Raw genomic sequence first — 25,929 nt, 5'->3', positions numbered from 1 at the left:
CGGGAGCCGCGGCCCCTGTTTTCGGGGCCGCCCCCTTGTCTGGGGATCCATAAAAGCGGCCCCAGTCAGGAGGTAAAGGAATGAAACCGCTGTTATCCGTTGTCATCGCCGGGGTCTGCACCAGTGCGCTGCAGGCAGGTGCCGTGCAGGCCGACGAGGTCAAGGTGGCCGTGGCCGCCAACTTCAAGGGCACCATAGAGCGCATCGGCAAGGAGTTCACCGCCAAGACCGGCCACACCCTGGCCATCTCCTCCGCCGCGACCGGGGTACTCTACACCCAGATCAGCCACGGCGCCCCGTTCGATCTCTTCCTCTCCGCCGACGTGAAGACCCCGCAGAAGCTGGAGCAGGAGGGCAAGGGCAGCGAGCGTTTCACCTACGCCATCGGCCAGCTGGGTCTGTGGCAGAAGGGCGGGCCGGCTCCTGATGAGGCAACCCTGCGCAGCTGGAAGGGCAATCTCGCCATCGCCAACCCGAAAACCGCTCCCTACGGCACCGCCGCCATGGCGACCCTCGACCATCTCAAGATTGATCCCAAGCAGTACCGCCTGCTGACCGGCACCAACATCGGCCAGACCTGGCAGTTTGTCGACACCGGCAACGCCGAACTGGGCTTCGTCGCCTGGGCCAACCTGGTGGAAGCGGGCAAGACCGGCGAAGCCTGGGCCGTGCCGGCCGACTTCTATCCGCCCATTGAACAGCAGGGACTGGTATTGAAGAAAGGGGCGGCGGTCGAGGCGCTGGTAGCCTGGCTCAAGGGGCCGGGTCAGGCACAGATCAAGGCGGCGGGTTATGCGCTGCCCCACTGATGGCGCAATCACACACCTGCCTGATGAGTGGCCGGCCCTCGGGTCGGCCCACTTTTGCCATAAGGATGTACACCATGCCGTTGCCTGAATTCACCCGGGAGGTGGGCGATGAGTATTGAAAGAGATCTGCTGGCGATGACTTGTCTCACTCGGGATCAGCGCTACCGGGAGTGCGGCTTATTCGCCGTGTCTGGTGCTGGATCTACCGTTGGGAGTGAGTCCGATGAGTGAAGGGGATTTGCTGGCGGTCTGGCTCACCCTGAGACTGGCAGCCAGCACCACCGCCATCCTGCTGCTGCTCTCGCCGCCGTTGGCCTGGTGGCTGTCGCGCAGCCAGCACAGGCTCAGACCCGTGGTGGAGGCCCTGGTGGCGCTGCCGCTGGTGCTGCCGCCAACGGTGCTCGGTTTCTATCTGCTGCTTGCCTTTTCCCCCTCTTATGGCCTGGGCGCCTGGTGGCGCGACACCTTCGGGGCGCCGCTGGCGTTCAGTTTTACCGGCCTGCTGCTCGCCTCCATCCTCTACTCGCTTCCCTTCGTGGTGCAGCCTCTCACCTCCGCCTTCGTCAACATGGGCAACAAGGAGCTGGAGGCCGCCGCCACCCTGGGGCTCGGGCCGGTGGAGCGCTTCTTTCACATCATCTTGCCGATGACACTGCCCAGCTTCGTGATGGCGGCGGCGCTCGGTTTTGCCCACACCCTGGGGGAGTTCGGGGTGGTGCTGATGATTGGCGGCAACATCCCCGGCGAAACCCAGGTGCTCTCCATCGCCCTGTTTGATCATGTAGAGACGATGGACTATCAAAATGCCCACCTGCTGGCGGGTGGCCTGATGGGCTTCTCGCTGGTGATGCTGGTGCTGGTGTACGGCGTGCTGCAGCGCCGGCAACGGAGGCTGTTCGGATGAGCAACACCCGCAAGGCGCAACCGCTGCTGCTCAAGGCGAAGCGGGCGTTCGGCGCCTTTACCCTCGACTGTGAACTGGCGCTGGAGCTGGGGGGCATTCTCGGTCTGTTTGGCCCCTCCGGCTGCGGCAAGAGCAGCCTGCTGCGCATCATCGCCGGGCTGGACAGGGCGCCGGGCGACAAGTTGAACTGGCAGGGTAGGGCGCTGAGCGATCTGCTGCCCGAGGCGCGCCGCATCGGGCTGGTGTTTCAGGATTCGCGCCTCTTTCCCCATCTGAGTGTGCTCGGCAACCTGCAACTGGCGGCCCGCAAGGGGCGAGGGCGCTGGCAGCCCGAGGCGCTGGCGACCCGGCTCGGCTTTGCCGAACTGCTGCCCCAGCCGGCCCACGGCCTCTCCGGCGGCCAGCGCCAGCGGGTGGCACTGGCCCGGGCTCTGTTGGCCGAGCCTGATCTGCTGCTGCTGGATGAACCTTTTTCTGCGCTGGACAGGCGCAGCCGCATTCACCAGGCCCATGTGCTCAAGGGCTTGCAGCAGGAGAGCGGCATTCCGATGATCTTTGTCAGCCACGCCATGGAGGAGGTGAGCCTGCTGTGCGATCAGCTGGTGCTGCTGGCGGAGGGCCGGGTGGAGGCGCAAGGCCGGCCGAGCGAGATCTTCGCCCGCACCGACCTGTCGCTCGCCAGTCGCGACGACGCAGGGGTGATGCTGGCGGCGACCCTCTCTCACTACGATGACGACGAGCAGATGGCGACCCTGCAGCTCGGCGAACAGCAGTTGCGGGTCACCATGACCCAGGTGCCGGATGATGGCGGCCCCTTGCAGATCAAGGTGGCCGGGCGAGACGTGGTGATCGCCACCGCCCCCATCGAACACTCCAGCCTCTCCAACTGTCTCACCACTCGATTGTTGGCCGAACGCGAAGTGCGCCCAGGTCAGACCCTGTTGCAGTTGGCGCTGGGTCAGCAGATACTGCTGGCCCGGATCACCAGCCGCTCCGCCAGACGGCTGGCACTCGCCCCGAACCAGCAGATCTACGCCTACATCAAGGCGGTGAGCCTGGTCAGCGAGGGTTGAGTGGATTGCAGAAGAGGCAGAAAATCAGGATGGTTCAGCGGATGAGTCGAGAGGCAATGAACTGATGCGCCGCAATCAGGTGATGAAATCCAACGGTCTTGCCCTGCGCAGCGCGGGGGAGGGCCCCTTGTTGTTGCTGCTGCACGGGCTGGGCTCCTCCAGCCTCGACTGGCAGGCGCAGATCGAACGCTTTTCCGAGCACTACCGGGTGGTGGCGCTGGATCTGCGCGGCCACGGACAGAGCATGCAGGAGGGGCCGTTCGATGTGACGACCCTGGCGGCGGACGTGGTGAACTGGCTGGACGAACAGCCTGAGCCCGCCTGGGTGGTGGGATTGTCATTGGGGGCCATGGTGGCGCTGGAGCTGGCACTGCAACTGCCCCACAAGGTGCAGGGGCTGGTGCTGGTCAACGGCTTCAGCGAATTTCTGCTGGAGACGCCAAAAGAGCAGGAGCGCTTTGCCCAGCGCCTCAAGTGGCTGCGCTGGTTCGGCCTGCGGCCGCTCGCCTGGTGGCTTGGCCGCGAGCTCTTTCCCGGCCCCGACCTTGCCCAGGTGCGTCACACCTTCCGGCTGCGTTTCGTGCGCAACAAGAAGAAAACCTACAAGGCGCTGCTGGAGGCACTGCCCGGCTGGTCGGTGCGCGCCCGGCTCGGCAACATCTGGCAGCCGGTGGCCATCATCTCCACCAGTCACGACTATCTGCCGCTGGCCAAGCGGGTGGAGCAGTTCGCCTCCCTGCCCAACGCCACCATCCACACCCCCAACGGCCACCACGCCTGGCCGGCGGAAGATCCCTCCGGCTTCAATCATTTGTTGCAGCGGATCCTCTCAACCCATTGAGGGGGGAGGTAGTAAAGGTGGATAAAAAAGCCGACTCAGGGGTCGGCTTTTTGTTAGTGCAAAGGCTCGCTGGGGTGATTCACCCGTGCGAGCAGACCGGGCAGTCGGGGCGTTTTGGCAGCTTCATCTCGCGAAAGGTGCCGCCAAGGCCGTCGATCATCAGCAGGCGACCACTGTAACTGCGGCCCATCCCCGCCAAGAGCTTGATGGCTTCGAGCGCCTGCAGGCTGCCCACCAGTCCCACTACGGGGGCGAGCACTCCCGCCTCGACGCAAGTCAGGGCCTGCTCGCCAAACAGGGCGCTGAGGCAGGCGTAGCAGGGTTCCCCTTCCTGCCAGGTGAAACTGCAGACTTGTCCCTCCAGCCGGATGGCGGCGCCGCTGACCAGCGGCACGCCGTGCTGGCGGGCTTTTTGGTTGAGCAGGTTGCGAATGGCCAGGTTGTCGGTGCAATCCAATACCAGCTGGTGGCGTGGCAACAGGGCATCGAGCAGCGTCTCGTCGGCCACGGCGGCGTGGGTCTCCACGTTGAGCCAGGGGTTGAGGGCGCGCAGGGACTGGGCTGCGGAGTCCACCTTGTAGTGGCCGATGCGCTCATCGGTGTGCAGCACCTGGCGCTGCAGGTTGGAGAGCTCCACCCGATCGAAATCGACCAGGGTGAGCTGGCCGACCCCGGCCACCGCCAGATACTGGCTGGCGGCGCAGCCGAGGCCGCCGGCGCCGATCACCAGCACCCTGGCCTGCTTGAGCGCCTCCTGCCCCTCGAAGTCGAAGGATTTGAGGATGATCTGGCGGTTGTAGCGCAAGAGCTCGGCATCGCTCAGGATCTCGCTCATAGCAGCAATCCCCCGAACGGTTCGACGGTGACCGTCTCGCCTGCCGCGACACGACCCCGCTCGCGCTCAAGGACGATGTAACAGTTGGCGCGCGACAGGGAGCTGAACACGGCGGAGTCCTGCGAGCCGGTGCTGCGCACCTCCAGGCCGTTTGGCCCCTGAGTCAGGATGCCGCGCTGAAAGTCGAGCCGGCCCGGCGCCTTCTTGAGCGGCTCGGCCGCGATGGCGTTGAGCTGGAGCGGGCGCTCGAAGCGTTGGCCGGCCAGCTTGGCCAGCGCCGGTTGCACCAGCTGATCGAAGGTGACCATGGCGGAGACCGGGTTGCCCGGCAGGCCGAAGAACCAGGCGTGGGGCAGGCGACCGAAGGCAAACGGCTTGCCCGGCTTGATGGCGAGCTTCCAGAAGCCTATTTCGCCGAGCTCCTCCAGCAGCTGTTTGGTGAAGTCCGCTTCCCCCACCGAGACGCCGCCGGTGGTGATGAGGGCGTCGGCCTCGCGATCGGCCTTCAGAAAGGCAGCGCGCAGCTGGGCCGGATCGTCCGGGATGATGCCAAGGTCGAGGCAATCACAGCCCATGCGATCCAGCATGGCTCGCACGCCGTAGCGGTTGGAGTCGTAGATGTCGCCGTGGGCGAGGGGAGTGCCGACCGGCTTGAGCTCGTCACCGGTACTGAAGATGGCCACTTTTAGCGGCCGACGTACCGACACGCTGGCAATGCCGAGGGAGGCCAGCAGCGGCATCTCCCGGGCGGTGAGGCGAGTACCGGCCGCGAGCACGCTGGCGCCCTCGCGGATGTCTTCGCCGCGGCGGCGAATGTTCTGGCCGGGCACCGGCGTGGTCAAAAAGGTGATCCTGTCGCCGTCGGCCTGCGTTTCTTCCTGCATCACCACCGCATCCGTCCCGGCCGGTACCGGGGCGCCGGTCATGATGCGCACGCAGTGGCCGGCGGGCCACTCACCCTGATAGGGCTGACCGGCGAAGGCTTTGCCCGCCATGATGAGGGGGGCGCCGCCAGCGAGATCCGCCAGCCGCACCGCGTAACCATCCATGGCGGAGTTGTCGAACGGAGGCACGGAGAGAGGGGAGGCGATATCCATGGCGAGTACCCGGCCAAGGGCCTCTGGCAGGGGCAGCTGTTCGCTGTCGCAGCAGCCGTCAAGCTGTGCCAGCATGCCCTGCAGGGCGTCGCTCAGGGGGAGTAGTCCGCTGGTATCAAATCCCATGTCATGACCTCATTGTGTGATGGAGGGGGAGTAGAGGGCGGATTATCCCAAAAATCCAGCTGGATGGGCAGGTTGCAGCGGGATAAAACCGACTGGCTGCACAGATAGGCTGCGACCGGAGCGAAAGGGTACCCCCGTATGGGGAGCGCCGGCGGGGTAAAATTCGCCGGATTGGCATAAAGTCAGGGAACAGGCTTGAGTTAGCTTGAATTATGACAATAATCGCCGTTTACTATTGCGCCAAAACAGAATGCCGTCATAGACAAGGCGGCCATCACAGTCCCTGAGCGTGGGAGAGGAACAAGATGACGAGCTTAAGTCGGGAAGCCCTGTTGGTCAGGGCCGCCCTCGAGGCCGAGGGCCTCGAAACACCTCTGGTGGCCAATGCACTGGACGGTCAGCAGAAGCGGGAGAAGATCGAAGGTCACATGCGCGCCATCATGGAGACGCTGGGGCTGGATCTGGCCGATGACAGTCTGGCGGAGACGCCGCACCGCATCGCCAAGATGTACGTCAACGAGATCTTCTCCGGCCTCGATTACGCCACCTTCCCCAAGGTGACGGTGATCGAGAACAAGATGAAGGTGGACGAGATGATCATGGTGCGGGACATCAGCCTCACCAGCACCTGCGAGCACCACTTCGTCACCATCGACGGGTTGGCCCACGTGGCCTACATCCCCCGTGGCAAGGTGATCGGGCTCTCCAAGATCAACCGCATCGTGCAGTTCTTTGCCCGCCGTCCCCAGGTGCAGGAGCGACTGACCCAGCAGATCTTGCTGGCGCTGCAGACCCTGCTCGGCACCAAGGATGTGGCCATCAGCATCAAGGCGACCCACTTCTGCGTGAAGGCCCGCGGCGTGATGGACTCCACCTCCTACACCACCACCACCTCCCTCGGTGGGGTGTTCAAGACCCAGCCCGATACCCGTGCCGAATTCCTGGCCGGCCTGAAGCGCTGATCTGCCCGGAGACGTGCCGCCGCGGCGGCATGTCTCCTCGCTTTTTCCCCCTTTTTTCCTTCTCCTGACTGCCCGCCGATTGCCCCGACGATTTTCCTCAAGGGATTGGCAGGCCCGGTCGATATATCGTTTCATGGCTTGGGTGCGCTCCTGGGGAGTGCACCCAAGCCAGCAAGGTGCCTGTTCCGGCGGCTCTCTCGACCGGGGTCTTGCTGCCGTTTCCCTGCCATGTGTCATTGTGGCTTGGGCTCGGCGCTTGGGCAGCTCGGCACTTTGGCAACACTGTTCGCCTCGTTCATGCAAGGACATAGATTCATCAAGGCTGGATGAGCCGCCATGGAGGCGGTGACCGCGGATCGTATCGCTACGGTCCAGACGAGCGTTATCTGTTCACTCATATCCAGGACATGCCATGAATACCAGTACCATGACCATTGGCAAGAAACTCACCGCCGGCTTTGCCGTGCTCGGCCTGATGATGGCCTTCATCGGCGGCTTCTCGTTGCTGCAGTTCGGCAACATGAACCGGGCGGCCATCGGCTTTACCGACAGCATATTGCCCGCCGTGGTGCGCACCAGCACCCTGGGTGAGACCATCAACACCCTGCGCCGCTATGAACTGGATGTGTTTCTGGTGGCGGCCGACCCGCAGCAACGGGCCCACTATCGGGATCTCAGCGAGCAGAGCCTGCAAGAGGTTGCCCGGCAGGTCAAAGCCCACGACGCCACCATCTGGGCAGAGGATGTGGAGGAGCGTCGCACCTTCGATATCGTCAAGCAGGATTGGGACAAGTACGTTGCCCTGCACCAGCGGGTGCGGTTGATGCAGGATGGCGGTCAGCTGGCCGAGGCCCAGCAGCTGTTCATGAGCGAGGGGGTCACCCTCTATACCAATCTGGCCAAGTCGGTGGCGGATCTGATCCGCATCAACCATGGCTACTCCGTCAACTCTCGTGCCCAGGTGGTGGAGGCGTTTGACAGCGCCAAGCTGAGCATCATCATCGCCCTGCTGCTGGGTCTGGGGCTGGCGGGCGTGCTCTCCACCGTGCTGACCCGCCAGATCCGCGATCCCTTGGTGATGCTGGCCCGTCAGGCGCAGCGCATCGCGAGCGGTGATCTGGGCAAGGGCGAACTGCAGGAGTGGATCCGCGGCAGTCGCTTCAAGCGTGACGAGCTGGGCCAGCTCGGCGCAGCCATCGATCGCATGCAGGGTGCGCTTGCGGATCTGGTGAGCGAGATCGCCGGCTCGGTGAGCCAGCTCAGCAGCGCGGTGGAGGAGGTGAGCGCCATCTCCGAGCAATCCGCCACCGGCATGGCTCGCCAGCAGAGCGAGGTTTCTCAGGTCGCCACCGCCATGAACGAGATGCAGTCCACCGTCAACGAGGTGGCCCGCAACACCACGGACGCCATGAGTGCGGCCAAGGATGCCTCCCGCACCTCGACCCAGGGCAACCAGGTGGTGCGCAGCGCCATCAGCAGCATCGAGGAGGTGTCGGTCAAGATTGAGCAGGCGGGTGCCGTGGTGCAGCAGCTGGAGCAGGACAGCAACAACATCAGCATGGTACTGGACGTCATTCGCGGTATCGCCGAGCAGACCAACCTGCTGGCGCTCAACGCGGCCATTGAGGCGGCCCGTGCCGGCGAGCAGGGTCGTGGCTTTGCGGTCGTTGCCGACGAGGTGCGCTCCCTGGCCCAGCGCACCCAGAACTCCACCGCCGAGATCAGCAAGATGATCGAGGTGTTGCAGGAGCGCACCGCCGAGGCGGGCAGCGCCATGCAGCTGAGTCGCCAGCAGATGCAGGAGAGCGTGGGGCTGGCCCGGGAAGCGGGCAGCAGCATCGACACCATCAACGGTGCCGTCACCCAGATCACTGACATGAACACCCTGATCGCCACCGCCACCGAGGAGCAAAACGCGGTGACGGAGGAGCTCAACCGCAGCATCGTCAATATCCACAATGCGGCCGACGAGAACGCCCTGGGGGCCCAGCAGACCGCCCAGGCCTGCGTGGAGCTGAGCAAGCTGGCCAATACGCTGCACCATATGACCCAGCGTTTTACCCTCTAAGGCTGACCCTTGGTCACAGATAACAGAAGGCCCCGCCAATCGGCGGGGCCTTGTTGTTTCTGGCAGGTTTGTTGATCGCAGGGTCGATGAGCGCAGCGCCATCGGCCGGCGCCAGACCCTTTATCCGACCATTTAGCTCAGGCCGACTATCTCGCCATCTTCATCGATATTGATATGGCGGTAACCGGTGGCAGGCTGTCGAGGCGGTGGCTTGGCCTGCAGCTGGCACTCACCATCAACCATCAGCTCAGGCCGACGATATCGCCGTTATCGTCGATATCGATATGACGGTAGGCCGGCAGGCTGCCAAGGCCCGGCATGGTCATGATGGGGCCCGCCAGGGCATAGACGAAGCCGGCACCGGCGCACAGCTTCACCTCCTCGATGGGCACCTCGAAGTCCGTCGGCACCCCCTTGAGGGCGGGGTCATGGCTGATGGAGAGCGGCGTCTTGGCCACGCAGACCGGCAAGTGATCCCATCCTTCGGCAGAGAGTTGCGCCAACTGGCGGCGCGCGCGCTCAGAGAGCTGCACGCCGCGCCCGCCATAACCGCACTCCACCAGGGTTGCCAGCTTGGCGTCCAGGCTCATCTCGTCGGGGTAGAGCAGTTTGACCTTGCCCGGTTGCTCACAGGCGGCCACCACGGCCTGGGCCAGCTCGCTGGCACCGGCCCCACCCTGGGTAAAGGCGCTGGAGATGGCGCTGCCACAAGCGCCGGCCCGCATCGCCGCGCGGGCCAGCAGGGCCAGCTCGGCCTCGCTGTCGGTGGGGAAGCGGTTGATGGCGACCACCACCGGCACCCCGTAGCGGCGGGCATTGGCGATGTGCCAGCCGAGGTTGGCGCAGCCCTGCTCAAGGGTCGGCAGATCCTCGCGCAGCAGGCTTTCCGGCAGCGGCTGACCCGGCCGAATGTCGAGCAGGCCGCTGTTGGCCTTGAGGCCGCGCACCGTCGCCACCAGCACCACGCAGGCCGGCGTGATGCCGGACTGGCGATGCTTGATGTTGAAGAACTTCTCCAGCCCCATGTCGGAGCCAAAACCCGCCTCGGTCACCACGTAATCGGTGAGGCCGAGGGCCATGCGATCGGCGATCACCGAGGAGTTGCCGTGGGCGATGTTGGCAAAGGGGCCGGCGTGCACCAGCACCGGGGTCTGCTCGGTGGTCTGCATCAGGGTCGGCTGCAGGGCCTCTTTGAGCAGCACCGTCATGGCGCCCGCCACTTCCAGCTGCTCGGCGGTGATGGGTTTGCCGTGCAGGTCGCGGGCCAGCTGGATGCGGCCGATGCGCTGGCGCAGGTCTTTCAGATCGCTCGCCAGCGCCAGAATGGCCATCAGCTCGGAGGCGGCGGTGATGACGAAGCGATCCTGGCGCTCGACGCCATCGGCGGCGCCCCCCTGTCCAATCGTGAGGTGGCGCAGGGCGCGGTCGTTCATGTCGAGGGTGCGCGGCCAGAGGATGTTGGCCGGGTCGATATCGAGGCGCTGCAGGCCGGTTCTGGTGCTGAACTGGTCACCGAGTTTGCGCTCATGGAACAGGCGGGCATCGAGGGCCGCCGCCGCCAGGTTGTGGGCGGCGGTGAGGGCGTGAAAGTCACCGGTGAGGTGCAGGTTCATCTCCTCCATCGGCACCACCTGGGCGTGACCGCCACCGGCGGCGCCCCCCTTGACCCCGAACACCGGGCCCAGGCTCGGCTGGCGGATGGTGGCGATGCTGGGCTGGCCGATATGGTTGAGCCCCATGGAGAGGCCGAGGGTGGTCACCGTCTTGCCCTCGCCAAGCGGGGTGGGAGTGATGGCGCTCACCAGCACCAGCTTGCCCGCCGGTTTGGGGAGAGACTTGAGCAGCTCGAGGCTGAGTTTGCCCTTGTAGTGACCGTAAGGATGGAGCTGGTGCGAAGGGATGGCGAGGCGTTCGGCCAGCGCGTGAATGGAGAGACGGGGGGACTGGCGGGAGATCTCGATATCGCTTAGCATCAGCACCTCGTTGGCATGTCAGGTCAAATATGCGGCGCAGTCTAGTGGAATCAACAGGGTTATCCAATGAGTAATAATATTTTGTCCGGCAATCGTGAGCTGCATCTAACGCCCATCGAGCTGGATCTCAACACCCTCTATCACCCGCCCAAACAGCCGTTGACCGCGCTGGGGGTCGTCAGCGCCTTCATCCCGCTGTTTGGTTATGGCTGGCAGGCGATGACCCAGGATCCCGAGACCCACTTTCGCCATGAACTGGGCAAGCGCATCAACAAGCACAAGACCGACGAAGCCAATCTCATCCTGACCCTGCAGCTGGCCGGCATGCTCGATTGCCACTGCCTGCACATCACCCTGCCCTATGCCTTTGACGAGGCGCAGCTGACGACCCTGCGCCAGCGCCTGCCGCGCTGGCAGCTGAGCCTGCGCGACTTGCTGCTGGTGGCCGAGCTGCCGCTGCCTGCCGATAGCGTCGCCTCATAGTTATCCCGTCACCTCGGTCGCTGCAAGTCTTAAGCCTTGCGATCCCAGTAGTGGGGGGCGAGATAGCGCTCCTGCACGAATTCGATGAAACAGCGCACCTTGGCCGAGACGAAACGGCGGTGCGGATAGAGGGCATAGAGCCCCACCTGCCCCTTCTCCCACTCCGGCAGCAGTGACACCAGGGCGCCGGAGCGCAGCGCATCGCCGACGATGAAGGTGGGCTGCAGTATGATGCCCTGATCGTCGCAGGCCGCCCGGGTCAGGGCCACCCCGTTGTTGGCCCGCAGCGGCCCCTGCGGGCGCACGCTCAGCTGCTCGCCATCCCGTTTGAACACCCAGTCCGGCTGGGTCAGGGTGTAGAGCAGGCAGTCGTGCTGCTTGAGATCCTCCGGGGTGCTCGGCGTGCCTCGGCGTGCCAGATAGGCCGGGCTGGCACATACCTCCAGCCGCATCATGGCCAGCGGCTTGGCCACCAGGGAGGAGTCCGGCAGGTTGCCGATGCGCAGCGCCAGATCGAACCCCTCTTCCACCAGCGCCACCCGTCGGTCGCTGTACTCTATCTCCAGCTTCAGATCCGGGTAGCGTTCACGAAACAGCGGCAGGGCGGGTGAGAGGTGCAGGTAGCCAAAATCCATCGGCACCGACAGCTTGAGGGTGCCCTGGGGCTGCTGGTTGTTGCGGGTCAGCTGGCTGTGGGTCTCTTCGAGTTCCGCCAGCAGCGCCTGGGAGCGCTGGTAGTAGAACTGGCCGGCCTCGGTGGGGTTCACCTGGCGGGTGGTGCGCGACAGCAGCCGGGTGGAGAGCGACTCCTCCAGCTGCTGCATCAGCTTGGAGGTCATGGCGACCGAGATGCCGAGCTGGTTGGCGGCCTTGGTAAAACTTTGACACTCCACCACCTTGATGAAGGTGCGCATGGCGGCTATCTGGTCCATCTTTCACTCTCAGTTGATAATTATTTTAATAAATCGCTGATTATCTATTCCGATATGGAGGTTAGCATCTTGGCTGTTGTTGTGAACCCCCAATATGAAGGAACGAACGGATGAAAATGACCAAGGCCCTGCTGGCCTCCTGCCTGTTTATGGCGGCTCCCCTGATGGCAGCCGATTACGACGTCGATGCGGCGCACACCACGGTGCAGTTCAAGGTGGGTCACCTCGGCTTCTCCGAACTGGTGGGCCGTTTCAATACCTTCAGCGGCACCTTCAGCATGGACGACGCCAACCCGGCGGCGGCCAAGGCGAGCTTCGAGATCGATGCCGCCAGCGTGGACTCCAACCACGAGCCGCGCGACAAACACCTGCGCAGCCCCGATTTCCTCGACGTGAAGCAGTTCCCCAAGATGACCTTCGTCAGCTCCGGCTACGAGGGCACCAAGGATAAGGGCGTACTGAAAGGCACCCTGACCCTGCACGGCGTCTCCAAGGAAGTGGCCTTCGAGCTGGTCCACATCGGTGAAGGCAAGGATCCCTGGGGTGGCTACCGCAGCGGCTTCAACGCCACCACCACCATCAAGCGCAGCGACTTTGGCGTGAACTACATGGTGCCGAACATCCCTGACGAGATGAGCATCAATCTGTTCGTCGAAGGCGTGCGCAAGTAATGGGCGCGGCACTCCTGCTGCAAACCCTGGCGGCTCCTTTGGGAGCCGCTTTGCTGTCGTGGCGCTGGCCGCGGCTGGGGTATCTGTGGGGCGCCCTGGCGCTCTGGTTGGTGGGCTGTCTGCTGGGCGGTGCCTACGGGCTGCCGGTCAAGGCGTGGCAGTGGCTGCCACTGACTCTGCTGGTGCCCGCCCTGGCGGCGCAGCTGGCTGACCAGCGGGCGGCACTTGCGCTGTTTGCCGCTCTGGGGGCGCTGGTGTGGTGGCAGGGGCTGGCCTCTGTGCTGGCGAGCGAGCCTGCCATCTGGCTGGCGTTGCTGCCTGCCATCGCCTGGCTGGGATGGACCGGGCTGCGTGGTGACAGCCGTGAGGGGCTCGGCTTTGCCCTCGGCTTCATCTGGCTGGCGCAGGTGATCGGCATCGACGGCAGCCTGCTGATTGCCCAGCTGGCCGGCGCGCTGGCGGCGTTCGCCGGTTTCCGTGCCCTGCTCGGGGCCTTTGCCGGCAGCCAGGTGGCGCCCGCGGCGCTCGGATTGGCGCTGGCCTTTGTGCAGATGCTCGCCTGGCAATACGTGGAAGTGCCGCTGCTGGTGCTGCTGCCGGTCTGGCTGCTGCCGCTGCTGGAGTGGACCTTGCGCAGCAAGCCCTGGATCCAGCGCTGGTTCGTATTGATCCTGCTGGCGGGCGTGGGGGCCGGACTCAGCCTCTGGAAGGTGTGGCCGGAAGCCTCGTTGTACTGATTTTTAGCATAAAAAACAGACAATTAACCCGAAAGTTGCCGACTTCGTCATAGTCTGCACAGATAAAGATTGAGCCCCATAGTGCTTTCAGATAAAAAGGATTTTCAATTATCTGGACACACACAGAACCCGGTCTGACCGGGTTCTGTTTGCCTGCTTGTTTGCGGCGCGCTAAGGAGGCCACAGTTGCGCAGTCAAGGATCTGAGCATCTGTTTTTTCGCCATTTCACCGAGCAGGGACGTCTCGACGGGCTCTGCATCCTGCTGGTTACCCATCTGCTTCCCGATCGCCCCCAGTTTATCCAGGCCCTCGATCAGATCGGGCGGATCGGCGCCATCCTGCCCAAACCCAAGTCGGTGCATGGACCGACCCTGACCTGGGCCCAGCAACACTACCCGGTACTGCCCCTCAATCGCCAGTGGACCAACACCCCGCAGGGGGTGATCGAGCACATAGCCCCGCTGGTGGCGCCCCATGAGCGGCTGATCATCCTCGATATCGGGGGCTATTTCGCCAAGACCCAGGTCACCCTCAGCGAGTATTTCGGCCCCCGTTTCCTCGGGGTGGTGGAGATGACCGAAAACGGCCATCAGCGCTACGAGCAGGAGGTGCTGGCCACCCCGGTCATCTCGGTGGCGCGCAGCCCCCTCAAGCAGGCCGAGGATATCCAGATTGGCCTGAGCGTGGTCTACTCCGCCGAATCCCTGGCCCGCACCCTCAACCGTACCTTCAATGTCTGCCAGGCCGCCCTGTTCGGCTACGGCAAGGTGGGCCGCAGCATCGCCCGCGAGCTCAGGTGCCGCAATCTGCACCTGGAGCTGGTGGAGACCGACGTGCTGCGCCAGGTGGAGGCGCTCTCCCACGGCTTCAAGCTGGTGGGCAAGGCCGAAGCCCTCGGTCGGGCCGAGCTAGTGATCTGCTCCACCGGCAACGGGGCGCTGGACTTGGCGGATCTGCAGCAGCTGCGCCCCGGCACCATGGTCGCCTCGGTCACCTCGGCGGACGACGAGTTTGCGTTCTGCCTCTCACAGCTACCCTGGCCGAGCGAGGAGGTGTGCCCCCACGTGCTGGCACTGACCCGCCCCGACGGCAGCACCATCTTCCTGCTAAACCGGGGCGAGGCGGTCAACTTCGTCCACGGCGCCGTCATCGGCGAATATGTCTATCTGGTGCTGGCGGAGATCATCGAAGGGGTGCGTCAGCTGGCGTTGCAGCCGCTGGCCCCCGGTCTGTTCGACCTGCCGCAGTCGACCATGCGCACCATTGCCCGCCACTGGCTGGCCGACTTCCACGGGGTCGCCCAGTGAGTGCCTTTTTCTTAGCCGCCATTGATGGAGTGACCACATGAGCGACACGACGCTGCCCTCCGCCAAACCCCGCATCGAGATCCGCTACTGCACCCTCTGTCGCTGGATGCTGCGCGCCGCCTGGCTGGCCCAGGAGCTGCTCTCCACCTTCGACAGCGATCTCGGCGAGGTGGCGCTGGTGCCGGCCAGCAAGGGGGAGTTCCGCATCCTGGTGGACGGGGTGCTGGTGTGGGATCGGGTGGCCGACGATGGCTTCCCCGAGGCCAAGGAGATCAAGCAGCGGGTGCGCGATGTCATCGCCCCCGAACGCGACCTGGGCCACGCCGATCGCAAGCCGGCCGCCGAGTAGGCCACAGCATCAATGACAAAGAGAGGGAGGCGCAGGCCTCCCTCTCTCGTTGTGGCGCCCAGTCAACGGTCGGCAGTTGTGCCCGGCTATTCCTCTGCGGGAAGGCCGATATAGCGGGCCCGCTTGTGGGGCTTGAGGCGGCTCACATCCACCCACACCAGGCCGTCGATGCAGTGGTTGAAGTCGGGGTCGATGCCAAAATCCATGAACTGCACGCCGCCCGGCTCGCACAGCTCGGAGTACTGCTTGTAGAGGGTGGGAATGGCGCAACCCAGGTTGTCGAGGCGGGCCTTGAGCTCCTTGAGATCGGCGCCGTAATCCAGCCCGGTAAACAGCGGCGGCGTGGCGGGGTAGGGGCGGCGCGAGGGGGCGAGCGCGAGCTCGGGGGCAAAGTGCTGGCGATAGAAGCTCACCAGCAGATCCTTGGCCGCCGCTGGCAGGCTGCCGGAGAGCGACACCGGGCCAAACAGGTAGCGATAGCGGGGATAGCGCGCCAGATAGGCGCCGATGCCGAACCAGAGATAATCGAGCCCCCGCTTGCCCCAGTAGGCGGGCTGGATGAAGCTGCGGCCAAGCTCGATGGCAAGCGCCAGCCTGGGCAGCAATTTCTCTTCAAAGCCGAACAGGGTGTGGCTGTAGAGGCCGCCAAGCCCCTTGCTGGCCAGCAGTTCGGCCACCGGCGCGAAACGGTAGGCACCGATGATCTCGAGCCGGGCTGGATCCCAGAGAATGAGGTGGTGGTAGTCATCGTCGAAGGCGTCGAGATCCCGCCGCCTGCCGGAGCCTTCCCCCACCGCCCGAAAGGCGATTTCCCGCAGGCGCCCCAGTTCGCGCAGGATCACCGAATGGCTCAGCTCGTGGCGCCGGTAGAGGTAGATCCCCTGGCCATCCGGGGTATGGCCGAGCGCCTCGCAGGCGTCGATGGCCTGCTTGAGCTGACGGCGTTCCTCCGGCAGGGCGATGGGGGCCTCGGTGGCCAGCAAACCCCGCTTGCCGCGTCCGATCCGGTAGAGGTGGCTGCGCACCAGCCGGGCCGCGCTCTTGGCGGGCAGCTCCTGCACTCCGCTCACCGGAATGCGGGCGCCGATGGTGACGCCGAGGCGTTTCCCTTGCTGGCGAAACAGCTGCTTGACCAGCAACAGCCCCGCCCAGTCGTTGTGGAGCCAGGCGGCGAGATAGAAGGAGAGGCCATTGCGCCCGTCCAGGTGGATGGGCACCAGCGGGGTGCGGGTGCGCTGGGCCAGCTTGATGAAGCCTGCCTGCCAGGGGCCGTCCTTGACCCCCTTGGGGCCGAGGCGCGACACCTCGCCGGCGGGAAAGATCACCAGCGCCCCTTCGCTCGCCAGGTGTTCCCCCATCGCCAGAATGGCGCGCCGGTCGGTCTTGCCGCTCAGGTTGTCCACCGGCAGCAGCAGGGGGCGCAGCGGTGTCAGCTGGGCCAGCAGCTGATTGGCCACTATCTTGACGTCCGGCCGGATGCGGCCGAGCAGGCGCAGCAGGGCCAGCCCGTCGAGGGAGCCGATGGGGTGGTTGGCGACGATGATGACCCGGCCGCTGGCCGGAATGTGCTCGAGCTGGGCCTCGCTCACCCGGTAGTCGAAGTCGAGCTCGGTCAGCGCCTGCTCGACGAAGTCGAGTCCGCGCAGGTGAGGATGACTCGTGGCAAAGCGTTGAAATGCCTGCTCGTGCAGCAGCCAGCGCAGCCCCTGCCGGAGCAGGGGGCGCAGCAGGCCGTGGGCCGAGAGACGGGGCAGGTGTTGTTGTAGCAGGGCATCGACACTGAACATGGGCTGGGCTCCGATGAGTCGTTGCCCTAGCCTGACGCCCTTCTGTTCCCGCCCCATGGCAGCGGGATGACAGTTTGATGGCAAAGAGGGGCGCCGGTTAACCGGCTCCCCTCTTGGGTCATGGCGGTGACGATGGCCGGTTTAGCCGCGCCAGGCCGAAGTCAGGCGCACCAGCTCCACCAGGGTGGTGACGGCTTTCTCCATGGATTGCAGCGGGATGAACTCGTGCTTGCCGTGGAAGTTGTGGCCGCCGGTAAACAGGTTGGGGCAGGGCAACCCCATAAAGGAGAGCCGCGCCCCGTCGGTACCGCCACGAATGGGTTTGATCCTCGGGGTGACGTCGGCGGCCTGCATGGCGGCCTTGGCCAGCTCGACGATGTGCATGTGTGGCTCGATCTGGCTGCGCATGTTGCGATAGCTGTCGGTCAGGGTGAGCTCGATGCGCGCCCTGGGGGCCTCCAGCTGCAGCGAGGCGACCCGCTCCTTGAGCTGGGCCTTGCGGGCGGCGAAGCCCTCGTCGTCGAAGTCGCGGATGATGTAGTGCAGGCTGGTCTCTTCCACTGTGCCGTTCATCTGGGCCAGGTGGAAGAAGCCCTGATAGCCGTCGGTCGCCTCCGGGGTTTGCTCGGCGGGCATGGCGGCGTGGAAGCGGGCGGCCAGGGTCTGGCTGTTGATCATGCTGCCCTTGGCGGTGCCGGGGTGCACGTTGTTGCCGATAAAGCGCACGGTGGCGCTGGCGGCGTTGAAGTTCTCGTATTCGAGCTCACCCAGCTCGCCGCCGTCTACCGTATAGGCCCATTTGGCCGGGAAGCGGTCCAGCGGGAAGCGGTCGGCGCCGCGCCCTATCTCCTCGTCCGGGGTAAAACCGACCCAGACATCGCCACGGGGGATCTCGGGGTGGGCCAGCAGGTGGTCGATGGCGGTGAGGATCTCGGCGATGCCCGCCTTGTCGTCGGCTCCCAGCAGGGTGCTGCCGTCGGTGGTGATGAGATCCTGCCCCAGGTAGTTTTTCAGGAAGCGGTAGTCGCGAATGGCCAGCACCTCGTCCCCCTTGCCCAGACAGATGTCGCCGCCCTGATAGTTTTCGATGATCTGGGGCACCACGTGCGCCGCCTCGTAGTCGGCGGTATCCATGTGGGCGATGAGGCCGATGGCCGGCGCGTCCGGCTGGTTGCCCGGCAGGCAGGCGGTGAGGTAGCCGTATTGGTCCAGGGTGACCCGGCTCAGCCCCATCTGCTCCATCTCGTCGCACAGGGCGCGGGCGAAGACGAGCTGTCCCTCGCTGCTGGGACAGGCGGGATTGGTCGCATCGGAGCGGGTATGAAAAGTCACGTAACGCAGAAAACGCTCAAGCAAGGTATCCATTGGCAAGCCTCGTACCGGTGGGGAGGGGCCATTGTGGCCAATCTGGCGGCGCGGCTTTTTGCGTCAGCGCAGTTTTTGCCGCATTTTTTGGCGAAGATCTGGCTGTAAACGTGTAAGGTGGTTCAGGCTCTGGTTGTTGATATCAAGCGCAGCATAAAATATCCAATTGCTGACATTTTTAAGCGGCTTGTGATGTGGCTCGGCAGGCGCTCAGTACTGAGGGTGTCGGGGGCGACAACGGATGGCGCAAACCGGCGTTATTTTCAGGGTGGAAAAGAGGGGGTGGACGGACTTGTTCCCCCGCATGCCAGGCCTGCTGGCAGCAAGATTTGATCGCCTTATTAAAAGCAGTTTTTGAACACTATTTTTTATTGTCACCGCTGGCGGTAAGTGTGTACACTCCGCGCCGATCCAAGGGTAACCCTGAGCAGGCAGAGGCCGCCAGACTCCCGGAAGATCAGACGCCTATAGGGCGAGGCACGCAGCAACGACAGACACTGCTAGGGTATGGTTTCTTTAATACCGGTTAGGCTCCGGTATCAGGGAGAACAACGGACACTCAATGTCCAGCTGACCGAGTGAGCCAACGGCTCATCATCTTCCCTTGTCATGGGCGGTCACTGGTGCTGAGCTGGCTGTGGTTGTTGTCGTCTATCAACACGCACGCGTGCTGACGCCTTCGCTTCTCTTCCTTGGAACCTTCCCTTGCTGTCGTGATGGCTGCCGAATGATGAACGGACCGCGTGGCTGATGCTGTCCGTCATCAAAGTACCGCGGCGCTGTTAGTGCAGCACCGCATACCGTTGAGCTTGATGTAAAGCCACCAGCCCCACATCAAGACTCGTTACTTCCCCAAGATCCACCAGGCAGCCTAGGCTTGCCGCGATGTGCAAGGGATGTGACGGAAGGGCCCGAGTCAACCCGCCGCGTAGTGCACGCAGGTTGCAGGAGTCGCCCTTCCCGAGCCGGCAGGCCGCCTCGGCGCGCCGCACCTTGTCATCGATGGTCTGGATGTGATTGAGGGTAACGAAGGCGGCCACCGGCCGCTCATTTGCGAGGCATAGCCCATGACTAACTGGTCCAGCAAGGACTCCTTGAAGGTCTACAACGTTCCCTACTGGGGTGCGGGTTTTTTCAACATCAATGACGCCGGTCATGTGACCGTCGCTCCCGACAAATCACGCCCTGATGCACAGATCGTGCTCTCCGACGCCATCGAACAGTTGCGTCAATCCGGGCTGACCACTCCGGTACTGCTGCGTTTCCCTGACATCCTCAAGAGTCGGGTCGATGCGCTGTTCAACGCCTTCGGTCAGGCCATCGAGAAGTCAGGCTATGAAGGGGACTACCTGTGCGTTTACCCGATCAAGGTAAACCAGCAGCGTCGCGTCATCGAGACCATCAGCCAGTCCTACAGCGACAAGCCCCGGCTTGGCCTGGAAGCTGGTTCCAAACCGGAACTGCTGGCCGTGCTGTCCCATCACCATGAGCAAGGCTCGGTGATCGTCTGCAACGGTTACAAAGACCGCGAATATATCCGCCACGCCCTGCTGGGCAACCTGATGGGCCACAAGGTCTACATCGTGGTGGAGAAGCCCTCCGAGCTGGAAATGGTGCTGGACGAGTCAGCTCGTCTCAACATCAAACCCAACATCGGGGTGCGTGCCAAGCTCGCTTCCACCGGCTCCGGTATGTGGGAATCGAGCGGCGGCTCCATGTCCAAATTCGGTCTCTCCGCCTCCCAGATCCTGGCGCTGATCGAGCGTCTGCGCGGGCTGGGTAAGCTGGACTGCCTGCAACTGCTGCACTTCCACCTGGGTTCCCAGATCGCCAACATCCGCGACATCCAGGGCGGCATCCGCGAGTGCGGCCGTTTCTACGCCGAACTGCGTCGCCTCGGTGCCAACATCGAAGTGGTTGACGTCGGTGGCGGCCTGGGGGTGGACTACGAGGGAACCCGTTCCCAGAGCCACTGCTCCGCCAACTACAGCCTCTCCGAGTACGCCAACAACGTGGTGTGGGGCATCGGCGATGTCTGCCGCGAGTTCGACCTGCCGCACCCGACCATCATCAGCGAGTCTGGCCGTGCCCTGACCGCTCACCACGCCGTGCTGGTTACCAACATCATTGGTGCCGAAGGGGTGGAGATGAACGACATTAGCGCACCGGACGACGATGCGCCCACCATTCTGCAGAACATGTGGAAAGGCTGGCTGGACCTGCGCAGCGAAGATCCCTCTCTGCTGGAGATCTTCCACGACTCGGTGGCAGACCTGGGTGACGTCAATACCCAGTACACCATGGGCCTGTTGAACCTGGAGCAACGCGCCTGGGCCGAGATGCTGCACCAGAACACCTGTCTGGCGCTCAAAGAGCTGCTCAACCCGGTCAACCGCAACCACCGCGCGCTGGCTGACGAGCTCTCCGAGAAACTGGCTGACAAGTGCTTTGCCAACTTCTCCCTGTTCCAGTCCCTGCCGGATGCCTGGGGTATCGGTCAGGTGTTCCCGGTGATGCCGCTGGCCGGTCTCGAGCGTCCGCTCACCCGCCGCGGCATCCTGATGGACATCACCTGTGACTCCGACGGTCAGGTCGAGCACTATGTCGACGGTCTGGGGGTCGAGAGCACCCTGCCGATGCCAGTGTATGGCGAGAACGAAGAGTGTCACGTCGGCTTCTTCCTGGTGGGTGCCTACCAGGAGATCCTGGGGGATCTGCACAACCTGTTCGGTGACACCCACTGCGCGGAAGTGTGGCTCGATGACGAAGGCAAGATGGACATTCGCAACGTGGTGCGCGGCGACACCGTCGACCAGCTGCTGCGTTACGTCAACATCGACCCGTCCGTCATCCGCGAGAACTACCAGCGCATCGTCTCCCACCCGGCGCTGGACGACGCGACCCGCAAGGCCCTGCTCGACGAGCTGGAGCTGGGTCTGCAAGGCTACGCCTACCTGGAAGACGAATAAGCCTGAGGCTTGTTCCCCCGCACCGCGAGACCACGTGGCGCGGAGATAAAAAACGGCGCCTGCGGGCGCCGTTTTTGTTGCGCACGATCTGCCGCAGCAGGCGCTGGTGCGGCGAGCCTTGGGCTGAATGCGGCTGATAGATGTCGGTGTTGGGCCCCATGGCCCGCAGATCCGGCAGATATCCGCGTCGGCCGTCGCTTCCCTTGATCTGCATCAAGTTTGCAGCGGCCGGGTTATCTTACGGTCAGAGTGATGTTGAGGGGATGTAACAAAAGGATGTGCGTATGGAACTTGAAAGGGACCCGAGATGCTATACCGACGTCTGTATCGACGGTAAGTGGTATCACTACGATCACTGCAGCACCCACGTCTACATGTTGATGGGGGGCGCTGCGCCCTGCCTGCAGCTCGCTTATGAGCCCAGCAGCGAAGAGGAGCTGATCGAGATGCTCCGCCAGCTCGCCCGCTGCTGAACTACATTGCCAGCATTGCCTGCGGCCATCGGCAGCTTGCCGCTGGCCGCGCTTCATTTATCTGCTCAATTGCCCTGCTTCTGCCCCAGCAGTCCCTTGCCGAGCGCCTGCACGGCAATGGCCGCGGCGTAACCGGCGTCCGACTTGCCTATCTCATCGGCCACGTAGAGGAAGTTGGAGCGATACTTCTCCACCGCCTCGCGCGGGTTGGCCGCGTCGATGAAATCCTCTTCCACCTCGAACCCCTGCGCCAGCAGCGCCTCTTTCTCGGGCAGGAAGGTGGGGGAGGCCATGTCGATAAAGGTGTACTGCTGCCGGTTGGAGGTCGGGATAGAGAAAAACTGGTACTTCGCCATTTGCGATACCTCGCCTGAACGGTTGTGTCGTGATGCGAGCTTCCTCTCGCCGGACTTTCGTCGAACTGTTTCTCGGGCGTCGAACTGATCCCCGGGCCTGTGGTAGGCAAAAAGGTAACGTTCGAATCTTGTTGTGGCTGAAGATTACCCCGCTTTCTCCTCATCGCACAATGGGTAGTCGATACTTTTTTCGCCAAGAAAAACAATGCTGCCCGATCGTCTGAATTGGCAAAAAAAACCAGCCCCGGCAGGGGGCTGGCGTAGGTGACGGGCGCCGGCTCAGAGCACGAAGCTTTGCACCATGGCACGCAGCTGCTCAGTGAGCTGGTGGATCTGGCGGGCGGCGTCGCGGGCGGCGTTGGCCACCTGCAGCGCCTCGTCGCTGCCATCGGAGATGCGCACCACGTTGCGCTCTATTTCGTTGACCACGGCCCCTTGCTGCTCGATGGCGCTGGCGATGACCGAGTTGGTGTCGACCATGCTGCCCACCCGCTCGGTGATGGCGCCAAAGGCCTGCTGGGCCTCTTGGGCCAGACCGACCCCCTCCTGCGCCTCACGGCTGGCCGCCGACATGGCGCTGACCGAGGCGCGGGCGCCGGTTTGCAGCTGCTCGATCATCTGCTGGATCTCGACCGTGGCCCCCTGGGTGCGGTTGGCCAGCGAGCGCACCTCGTCGGCCACCACCGCGAAGCCGCGTCCCTGCTCGCCGGCACGGGCCGCCTCGATGGCGGCGTTGAGCGCCAGCAGGTTGGTCTGCTCGGCGATGCCGCGGATCACCACGATCACGCCACCAATCTGGCTGCACTGCTGCTCCAGCTGGCCGATGGTCTCGGCGGTGCGCAGTACCTCGCGGTTGATGTGGTCGATGGCCTTGATGGTACGTTCAACCACCGCCTCGCCCTGACCCACCACGGCCTGCGCCTCCTGGGTCATGCGGGCGGCCTGCTGGGCGTTGCCCGCCATGTCGTGGGAGGTGGCGGCCAGCTCCTTGATGGCGGTGGCCACCTGATGGGTCTCCCCTTGCTGATCGGCGATCACCTCCTGGGAACGGCAGGTCCGCACTTCGATTTCGGTGGCGCTCTCCACCACGCTGACGCCGTTCTCCCGCACCCGCAGCATCAGGGTGCGCAGGGTCTGCAGGGTCACGTTGTAATCCCGGCTGATGGCGGCCAGCTCATCCTGGCCGACGATCTCGATCTGCTGGCTGAGATCCTGGGCGTTGACCCGGGCAGCGATCTCCCGCACCCGGCCCACGGTACCGCGCAAGGAGAGGTAGGCGCCGATCATCAGGTAGAGATAGACCAGCAGGATGGCGGTCAGCGGCCCGGTCACCCACCAGAAGTGGCGCTGGTTGGCGGTCATGCGCTGGTGCAGATCCGCCTCCAGCCGTTGACGCACCTGACCCGCCAGCGCCGTGATGGCGGCATCCAGCCCATCCCCCAGCGCCAGCACCTCCTTGCTGGAGAGCTGCACCTGCTGATCCTTCATCATCTTGTTTTCCAGAGTGTCGACCCCCTGATGGGCCTGTTGCAGCAGGGTGTCGGTCTGCTGGCCCAGCTCGCTGCGATAGGTGGGGGCCATCTCATAGAGCAGGGTCAGGTCGGCCTCCAGCTCCTGCAGGGTGGCGTTGATGAGGTCGAGGCGAAAGCGCAGGGCGCTATACCCTTGGGCCTGAAACAGGCCGAAGTCGGCGATGGTGGCGGCCCGATCCCGCACCTGGGCCAGCAGATCGCGCAGCTGCGGCAGCCGCTCGCTGGCGAGCACCACCATGTAGTAGGTGCCGAGCGCGGGATCCTGCACCAGGCTGCTGGCGGCGGTGATGCTCTTGTAGAGGTGGCGTACCTCGGTCAGCAGCTTGTCGTGGCGCAGGTTGCTCTGATCCACCTCGAGCCCGAGCGCCTCGTTTTGCAGGCTGGACCACTCCTGGGCGAGGGTATCGAACACGGGGTTTTGCTGTTTGGTGGCGGCAAAGGCGGCCAGGCTCGCATCGACGGCCCGGGCTGCGGCCTTGACCTCCTCTTCGCCGACCGGGTTCTGTTCATAGCTGTGCCGGGTGACCAGGTTACGATGGGTCAGCAGGGCCTGCTCGATGGCGGGCAGCGGCGCCAGCTTGACCACGCCGGCCAGCTCCTTGCGGGCCTGAGCGTTGTCGTCCTGCAGCCGACCCAGCAGGTTGGTCATGCTGTAGGCGAGCGGCAGCAGCATCAGGCAGGACCAGAGCAAAAACTTGTACTTGAAGGAGAGCTGATTGCCGAGCCGGATGGCGGGCGTGAATATCCATTTCATATGAAGCCTCGGGCCCCGACGGGGCGTGTAGCGGGATGGCTGGATATTACTCCTCGCCGGGGGGCTCGGCTGGGGGCGGGATGGAAGTTGTGATCCCCTTGGCTTTTTCCCGTGGCGAGGGGGGCTGAATGGGTCAGAAAAACGGGCCACCCTGAGGGTGGCCCGTTGCCGATGGGAGAAGGTCGCGGCTCAGTTGAACGCCAGGAAGGGCGAGACGCAGAGCAGCAGGCCGGTGACGATGATGATGTAGAGGGAGACCCCCTTGTACTTGTGCAGCGCTGGCACCTGATAGACCAGATAGGCCGGGATGAGGCACCCCACCATGCCGAAGATGGGGCTGCAGATGGAGGTGAAGCTCAGCACCGGGGCGTTGAGCACGATGGCCCCCCAGGAGAGCAGCACGGTGAACAGCATGATGCCCTTGCCCACCAGCCCCTTGTTGATGCGCTCTTCCGGCATCACCCGGCGCAGCAGGTTCATCGCCAGCCCCTGGCAGGCTTCACGAAAGCCGAGATAGACGCCGAAGTAGGCGGTCATCACCGCGAAGATGTTGAGGGTGAGGCTGAGCAGCTTGAGGGTCTGGCCCGGCATGCCCTGGGCTACCATGGCCAGCGCCGAGATGTTCTCCTCGGAGGCCTTGACCGCCTGCTCGTGGCCCATGGCCAGGGTGAAGGAGACGGCGTAGAAGAACACCACCACGAACAGGATGCCGAAGGCGATGTTCATGGCGCGCATCGCCTTGAAGCGGGCCACTTCCAGGGATTTTTCCCGCGAGCGGTAGGAGATCACCATGGGGCTCAGGCTCTGGATGAAGAGAATGGAGGTGAGGGTGAAGGGGAGCATGACGATGGCATCCTTCAGCCAGTCACCGCTGGCCGGTATGGCGGTGATGTTGGCGGCATCCCACTTGCTCACCATCATCAGGCCGAGCACTGCCACCACGCTGATCTTGGTCAGCACCATGAAGGTGGAGATCTTGAACAAGAGGTTCTCGCCGCGCGACGCCAGTGCCACCAGGGCGCAGATCAGCACCAGGCCGTAGAAGGGATTCTCGGAGAGCAGTTGCTGGGTGACCCCGAAGCTTTGCAGGAAGGAGGCGCTGTCATTGGTGATGGCGGTGGAGTAGACGAACACCCAGATCACCAGCATCACGAAGTAGAGGGCGCCAAGCAGCACGCCCCAGTTCTTGCCGAGGTAGCCGCTGATGACGCTGGGGTAGTCCTTGCACTCGGGCGAGGTGGCCAGGGTATTGATGAAGAGGCGCTGGAACATGTACATGGCCGGGTAGCCGATCACCGCCGACAGCAGAAACACCCACAGCCCCATCAGTCCCACCTGCACCGGCAGGAAGACGATCCCCGCCCCGATGGCCATGCCGATGCTCATGATGACCCAGCCCCAGTCGGTGCTGTCAAAACGAACCGCTTCTTTCCATTCCAGCGTGCCCATCACGGGCCGGGTGAGTGTCGTACTGTGCGCGTCCATAAAATACCTTGTTTTTGTAGGGGTAAAAATCAGGCGCAAA

23 protein-coding genes are annotated in these 25,929 nt (G+C 64.0%); 13 read left to right on the top strand and 10 right to left on the bottom strand.

Annotated features, from left to right (window positions below; all coding sequences use genetic code 11):
- Positions 1 to 80: 80 nt before the first annotated feature.
- The 4 genes from modA to PG900_RS06035 all read left to right on the top strand — a co-directional run bounded on the left by modA (position 81) and on the right by PG900_RS06035 (position 3,627).
- Positions 81 to 809 carry a molybdate ABC transporter substrate-binding protein gene (gene modA, locus PG900_RS06050; protein ID WP_270831085.1) on the top strand — a complete coding sequence of 243 codons (729 nt, stop codon included), beginning with the start codon at positions 81 to 83 and terminating at the stop codon, positions 807 to 809.
- Between the two features lie 223 nt (positions 810 to 1,032).
- A complete protein-coding gene (gene modB, locus PG900_RS06045) occupies positions 1,033 to 1,713 on the top strand; it encodes a molybdate ABC transporter permease subunit (protein WP_016350259.1) in 681 nt (226 codons plus the stop codon).
- A complete protein-coding gene (modC, locus tag PG900_RS06040) occupies positions 1,710 to 2,786 on the top strand; it encodes a molybdenum ABC transporter ATP-binding protein (RefSeq protein WP_270831084.1) in 1,077 nt (358 codons plus the stop codon). Before modB ends, modC begins: the two co-directional genes overlap by 4 nt.
- A gap of 64 nt (positions 2,787 to 2,850) precedes the next feature.
- Complete coding sequence (locus PG900_RS06035; protein ID WP_162901982.1) at positions 2,851 to 3,627, top strand: alpha/beta fold hydrolase; 777 nt, start codon at positions 2,851 to 2,853, stop codon at positions 3,625 to 3,627.
- A 79-nt stretch (positions 3,628 to 3,706) separates the two neighbouring features.
- Here PG900_RS06035 and moeB read toward each other — a convergent pair whose 3' ends face one another.
- The gene (gene moeB / locus PG900_RS06030) at positions 3,707 to 4,462 is read right to left on the bottom strand and encodes a molybdopterin-synthase adenylyltransferase MoeB (RefSeq protein ID WP_270798475.1); all 756 of its coding nucleotides are present in this window, start codon (positions 4,460 to 4,462) and stop codon (positions 3,707 to 3,709) included.
- Positions 4,459 to 5,685, bottom strand: coding sequence for a molybdopterin molybdotransferase MoeA (gene moeA / locus PG900_RS06025; RefSeq protein ID WP_270798473.1), 1,227 nt, complete (start codon positions 5,683 to 5,685; stop codon positions 4,459 to 4,461). The genes moeB and moeA overlap by 4 nt, the downstream gene beginning before the upstream one ends.
- A 305-nt stretch (positions 5,686 to 5,990) precedes the next feature.
- On the opposite strand from moeA, the gene folE reads away from it, so the two are divergent.
- Both folE and PG900_RS06015 read left to right on the top strand, forming a co-directional pair.
- Positions 5,991 to 6,647 carry a GTP cyclohydrolase I FolE gene (folE, locus tag PG900_RS06020; RefSeq protein ID WP_011705496.1) on the top strand — a complete coding sequence of 219 codons (657 nt, stop codon included), beginning with the start codon at positions 5,991 to 5,993 and terminating at the stop codon, positions 6,645 to 6,647.
- A gap of 412 nt (positions 6,648 to 7,059) precedes the next feature.
- Positions 7,060 to 8,715, top strand: coding sequence for a methyl-accepting chemotaxis protein (locus PG900_RS06015; protein ID WP_076359907.1), 1,656 nt, complete (start codon positions 7,060 to 7,062; stop codon positions 8,713 to 8,715).
- 242 nt (positions 8,716 to 8,957) lie between these two features.
- On the opposite strand, the gene PG900_RS06010 is transcribed toward PG900_RS06015, so the two are convergent.
- Positions 8,958 to 10,688: a formate--tetrahydrofolate ligase gene (locus PG900_RS06010; RefSeq protein ID WP_270798469.1), complete on the bottom strand. Its 1,731-nt coding sequence runs from the start codon at positions 10,686 to 10,688 to the stop codon at positions 8,958 to 8,960.
- A gap of 66 nt (positions 10,689 to 10,754) precedes the next feature.
- Here PG900_RS06010 and PG900_RS06005 point away from each other — a divergent pair, with 66 nt between their 5' ends.
- Positions 10,755 to 11,171 carry a hypothetical protein gene (locus PG900_RS06005; RefSeq protein ID WP_270798467.1) on the top strand — a complete coding sequence of 139 codons (417 nt, stop codon included), beginning with the start codon at positions 10,755 to 10,757 and terminating at the stop codon, positions 11,169 to 11,171.
- Between the two features lie 29 nt (positions 11,172 to 11,200).
- On the opposite strand, the gene PG900_RS06000 is transcribed toward PG900_RS06005, so the two are convergent.
- Entirely contained in the window at positions 11,201 to 12,103 is a 903-nt protein-coding gene (locus tag PG900_RS06000; protein ID WP_017409884.1) for a LysR family transcriptional regulator, read from the bottom strand.
- A gap of 110 nt (positions 12,104 to 12,213) precedes the next feature.
- Here PG900_RS06000 and PG900_RS05995 point away from each other — a divergent pair, with 110 nt between their 5' ends.
- From PG900_RS05995 to PG900_RS05980, 4 genes are all read left to right on the top strand, one after another.
- The gene (locus tag PG900_RS05995) at positions 12,214 to 12,774 is read left to right on the top strand and encodes a YceI family protein (RefSeq protein WP_029303418.1); all 561 of its coding nucleotides are present in this window, start codon (positions 12,214 to 12,216) and stop codon (positions 12,772 to 12,774) included.
- Positions 12,774 to 13,511 carry a hypothetical protein gene (locus tag PG900_RS05990; RefSeq protein WP_270831083.1) on the top strand — a complete coding sequence of 246 codons (738 nt, stop codon included), beginning with the start codon at positions 12,774 to 12,776 and terminating at the stop codon, positions 13,509 to 13,511. The genes PG900_RS05995 and PG900_RS05990 overlap by 1 nt, the downstream gene beginning before the upstream one ends.
- A gap of 186 nt (positions 13,512 to 13,697) precedes the next feature.
- Positions 13,698 to 14,819, top strand: a complete 1,122-nt coding sequence (locus tag PG900_RS05985; protein WP_226033293.1) for an adenosylhomocysteinase — start codon at positions 13,698 to 13,700, stop codon at positions 14,817 to 14,819.
- Positions 14,820 to 14,856: 37 nt separating this feature from the next.
- The gene (locus PG900_RS05980) at positions 14,857 to 15,168 is read left to right on the top strand and encodes a SelT/SelW/SelH family protein (protein WP_270798455.1); all 312 of its coding nucleotides are present in this window, start codon (positions 14,857 to 14,859) and stop codon (positions 15,166 to 15,168) included.
- 86 nt (positions 15,169 to 15,254) lie between these two features.
- Here the strand turns inward: PG900_RS05980 and PG900_RS05975 are convergent, their stop codons facing one another.
- The 3 genes from PG900_RS05975 to PG900_RS05965 all read right to left on the bottom strand — a co-directional run bounded on the left by PG900_RS05975 (position 15,255) and on the right by PG900_RS05965 (position 19,360).
- Entirely contained in the window at positions 15,255 to 16,955 is a 1,701-nt protein-coding gene (locus tag PG900_RS05975) for a lysophospholipid acyltransferase family protein (RefSeq protein WP_270798453.1), read from the bottom strand.
- A gap of 141 nt (positions 16,956 to 17,096) precedes the next feature.
- Positions 17,097 to 18,320: a peptidase T gene (gene pepT, locus PG900_RS05970; RefSeq protein WP_270798451.1), complete on the bottom strand. Its 1,224-nt coding sequence runs from the start codon at positions 18,318 to 18,320 to the stop codon at positions 17,097 to 17,099.
- Positions 18,321 to 19,102: 782 nt separating this feature from the next.
- On the bottom strand, positions 19,103 to 19,360 hold the full coding sequence (locus tag PG900_RS05965; RefSeq protein ID WP_270798449.1) for a hypothetical protein: 258 nt from the start codon (positions 19,358 to 19,360) through the stop codon (positions 19,103 to 19,105).
- Between the two features lie 27 nt (positions 19,361 to 19,387).
- Here PG900_RS05965 and speA point away from each other — a divergent pair, with 27 nt between their 5' ends.
- Together speA and PG900_RS05955 are read left to right on the top strand one after the other, a co-directional pair.
- On the top strand, positions 19,388 to 21,289 hold the full coding sequence (gene speA, locus PG900_RS05960; protein ID WP_024943754.1) for a biosynthetic arginine decarboxylase: 1,902 nt from the start codon (positions 19,388 to 19,390) through the stop codon (positions 21,287 to 21,289).
- Between the two features lie 284 nt (positions 21,290 to 21,573).
- The gene (locus PG900_RS05955) at positions 21,574 to 21,762 is read left to right on the top strand and encodes a hypothetical protein (protein WP_042065358.1); all 189 of its coding nucleotides are present in this window, start codon (positions 21,574 to 21,576) and stop codon (positions 21,760 to 21,762) included.
- A gap of 65 nt (positions 21,763 to 21,827) precedes the next feature.
- On the opposite strand, the gene PG900_RS05950 is transcribed toward PG900_RS05955, so the two are convergent.
- From PG900_RS05950 to PG900_RS05940, 3 genes are all read right to left on the bottom strand, one after another.
- Positions 21,828 to 22,118, bottom strand: coding sequence for a hypothetical protein (locus tag PG900_RS05950; protein WP_270831082.1), 291 nt, complete (start codon positions 22,116 to 22,118; stop codon positions 21,828 to 21,830).
- A 279-nt stretch (positions 22,119 to 22,397) separates the two neighbouring features.
- Entirely contained in the window at positions 22,398 to 24,404 is a 2,007-nt protein-coding gene (locus tag PG900_RS05945; RefSeq protein WP_270831081.1) for a methyl-accepting chemotaxis protein, read from the bottom strand.
- Positions 24,405 to 24,593: 189 nt separating this feature from the next.
- Entirely contained in the window at positions 24,594 to 25,889 is a 1,296-nt protein-coding gene (locus tag PG900_RS05940; protein ID WP_270831080.1) for an aromatic amino acid transport family protein, read from the bottom strand.
- Positions 25,890 to 25,929: the final 40 nt, after the last annotated feature.

The sequence above is a fragment of the Aeromonas sp. QDB03 genome (assembly GCF_027707985.1).
Classification (GTDB): Bacteria; Pseudomonadota; Gammaproteobacteria; order Enterobacterales; family Aeromonadaceae; genus Aeromonas; species Aeromonas hydrophila.
Note: the sequence above shows the minus strand (reverse complement) of the source record. Positions and strands in the feature narration are given on the sequence as shown.

What these genes read in the sequence shown, in the direction of transcription:
- modC (WP_270831084.1), top strand. Translation starts at nt 1,710, where the DNA reads ATGAGCAACACCCGCAAGGCGCAACCGCTGCTGCTCAAGGCGAAGCGG.
- PG900_RS05975 (WP_270798453.1), bottom strand. Translation starts at nt 16,955, where the DNA reads ATGTTCAGTGTCGATGCCCTGCTACAACAACACCTGCCCCGTCTCTCG.
- PG900_RS06000 (WP_017409884.1), bottom strand. Translation starts at nt 12,103, where the DNA reads ATGGACCAGATAGCCGCCATGCGCACCTTCATCAAGGTGGTGGAGTGT.
- PG900_RS06005 (WP_270798467.1), top strand. Translation starts at nt 10,755, where the DNA reads ATGAGTAATAATATTTTGTCCGGCAATCGTGAGCTGCATCTAACGCCC.
- PG900_RS05945 (WP_270831081.1), bottom strand. Translation starts at nt 24,404, where the DNA reads ATGAAATGGATATTCACGCCCGCCATCCGGCTCGGCAATCAGCTCTCC.
- PG900_RS05980 (WP_270798455.1), top strand. Translation starts at nt 14,857, where the DNA reads ATGAGCGACACGACGCTGCCCTCCGCCAAACCCCGCATCGAGATCCGC.
- PG900_RS05955 (WP_042065358.1), top strand. Translation starts at nt 21,574, where the DNA reads ATGGAACTTGAAAGGGACCCGAGATGCTATACCGACGTCTGTATCGAC.
- moeA (WP_270798473.1), bottom strand. Translation starts at nt 5,685, where the DNA reads ATGGGATTTGATACCAGCGGACTACTCCCCCTGAGCGACGCCCTGCAG.
- pepT (WP_270798451.1), bottom strand. Translation starts at nt 18,320, where the DNA reads ATGGATACCTTGCTTGAGCGTTTTCTGCGTTACGTGACTTTTCATACC.
- PG900_RS05990 (WP_270831083.1), top strand. Translation starts at nt 12,774, where the DNA reads ATGGGCGCGGCACTCCTGCTGCAAACCCTGGCGGCTCCTTTGGGAGCC.
- PG900_RS06015 (WP_076359907.1), top strand. Translation starts at nt 7,060, where the DNA reads ATGAATACCAGTACCATGACCATTGGCAAGAAACTCACCGCCGGCTTT.
- PG900_RS06035 (WP_162901982.1), top strand. Translation starts at nt 2,851, where the DNA reads ATGCGCCGCAATCAGGTGATGAAATCCAACGGTCTTGCCCTGCGCAGC.
- PG900_RS06010 (WP_270798469.1), bottom strand. Translation starts at nt 10,688, where the DNA reads ATGCTAAGCGATATCGAGATCTCCCGCCAGTCCCCCCGTCTCTCCATT.
- PG900_RS05950 (WP_270831082.1), bottom strand. Translation starts at nt 22,118, where the DNA reads ATGGCGAAGTACCAGTTTTTCTCTATCCCGACCTCCAACCGGCAGCAG.
- modB (WP_016350259.1), top strand. Translation starts at nt 1,033, where the DNA reads ATGAGTGAAGGGGATTTGCTGGCGGTCTGGCTCACCCTGAGACTGGCA.
- moeB (WP_270798475.1), bottom strand. Translation starts at nt 4,462, where the DNA reads ATGAGCGAGATCCTGAGCGATGCCGAGCTCTTGCGCTACAACCGCCAG.
- PG900_RS05995 (WP_029303418.1), top strand. Translation starts at nt 12,214, where the DNA reads ATGAAAATGACCAAGGCCCTGCTGGCCTCCTGCCTGTTTATGGCGGCT.
- folE (WP_011705496.1), top strand. Translation starts at nt 5,991, where the DNA reads ATGACGAGCTTAAGTCGGGAAGCCCTGTTGGTCAGGGCCGCCCTCGAG.
- speA (WP_024943754.1), top strand. Translation starts at nt 19,388, where the DNA reads ATGACTAACTGGTCCAGCAAGGACTCCTTGAAGGTCTACAACGTTCCC.
- modA (WP_270831085.1), top strand. Translation starts at nt 81, where the DNA reads ATGAAACCGCTGTTATCCGTTGTCATCGCCGGGGTCTGCACCAGTGCG.
- PG900_RS05940 (WP_270831080.1), bottom strand. Translation starts at nt 25,889, where the DNA reads ATGGACGCGCACAGTACGACACTCACCCGGCCCGTGATGGGCACGCTG.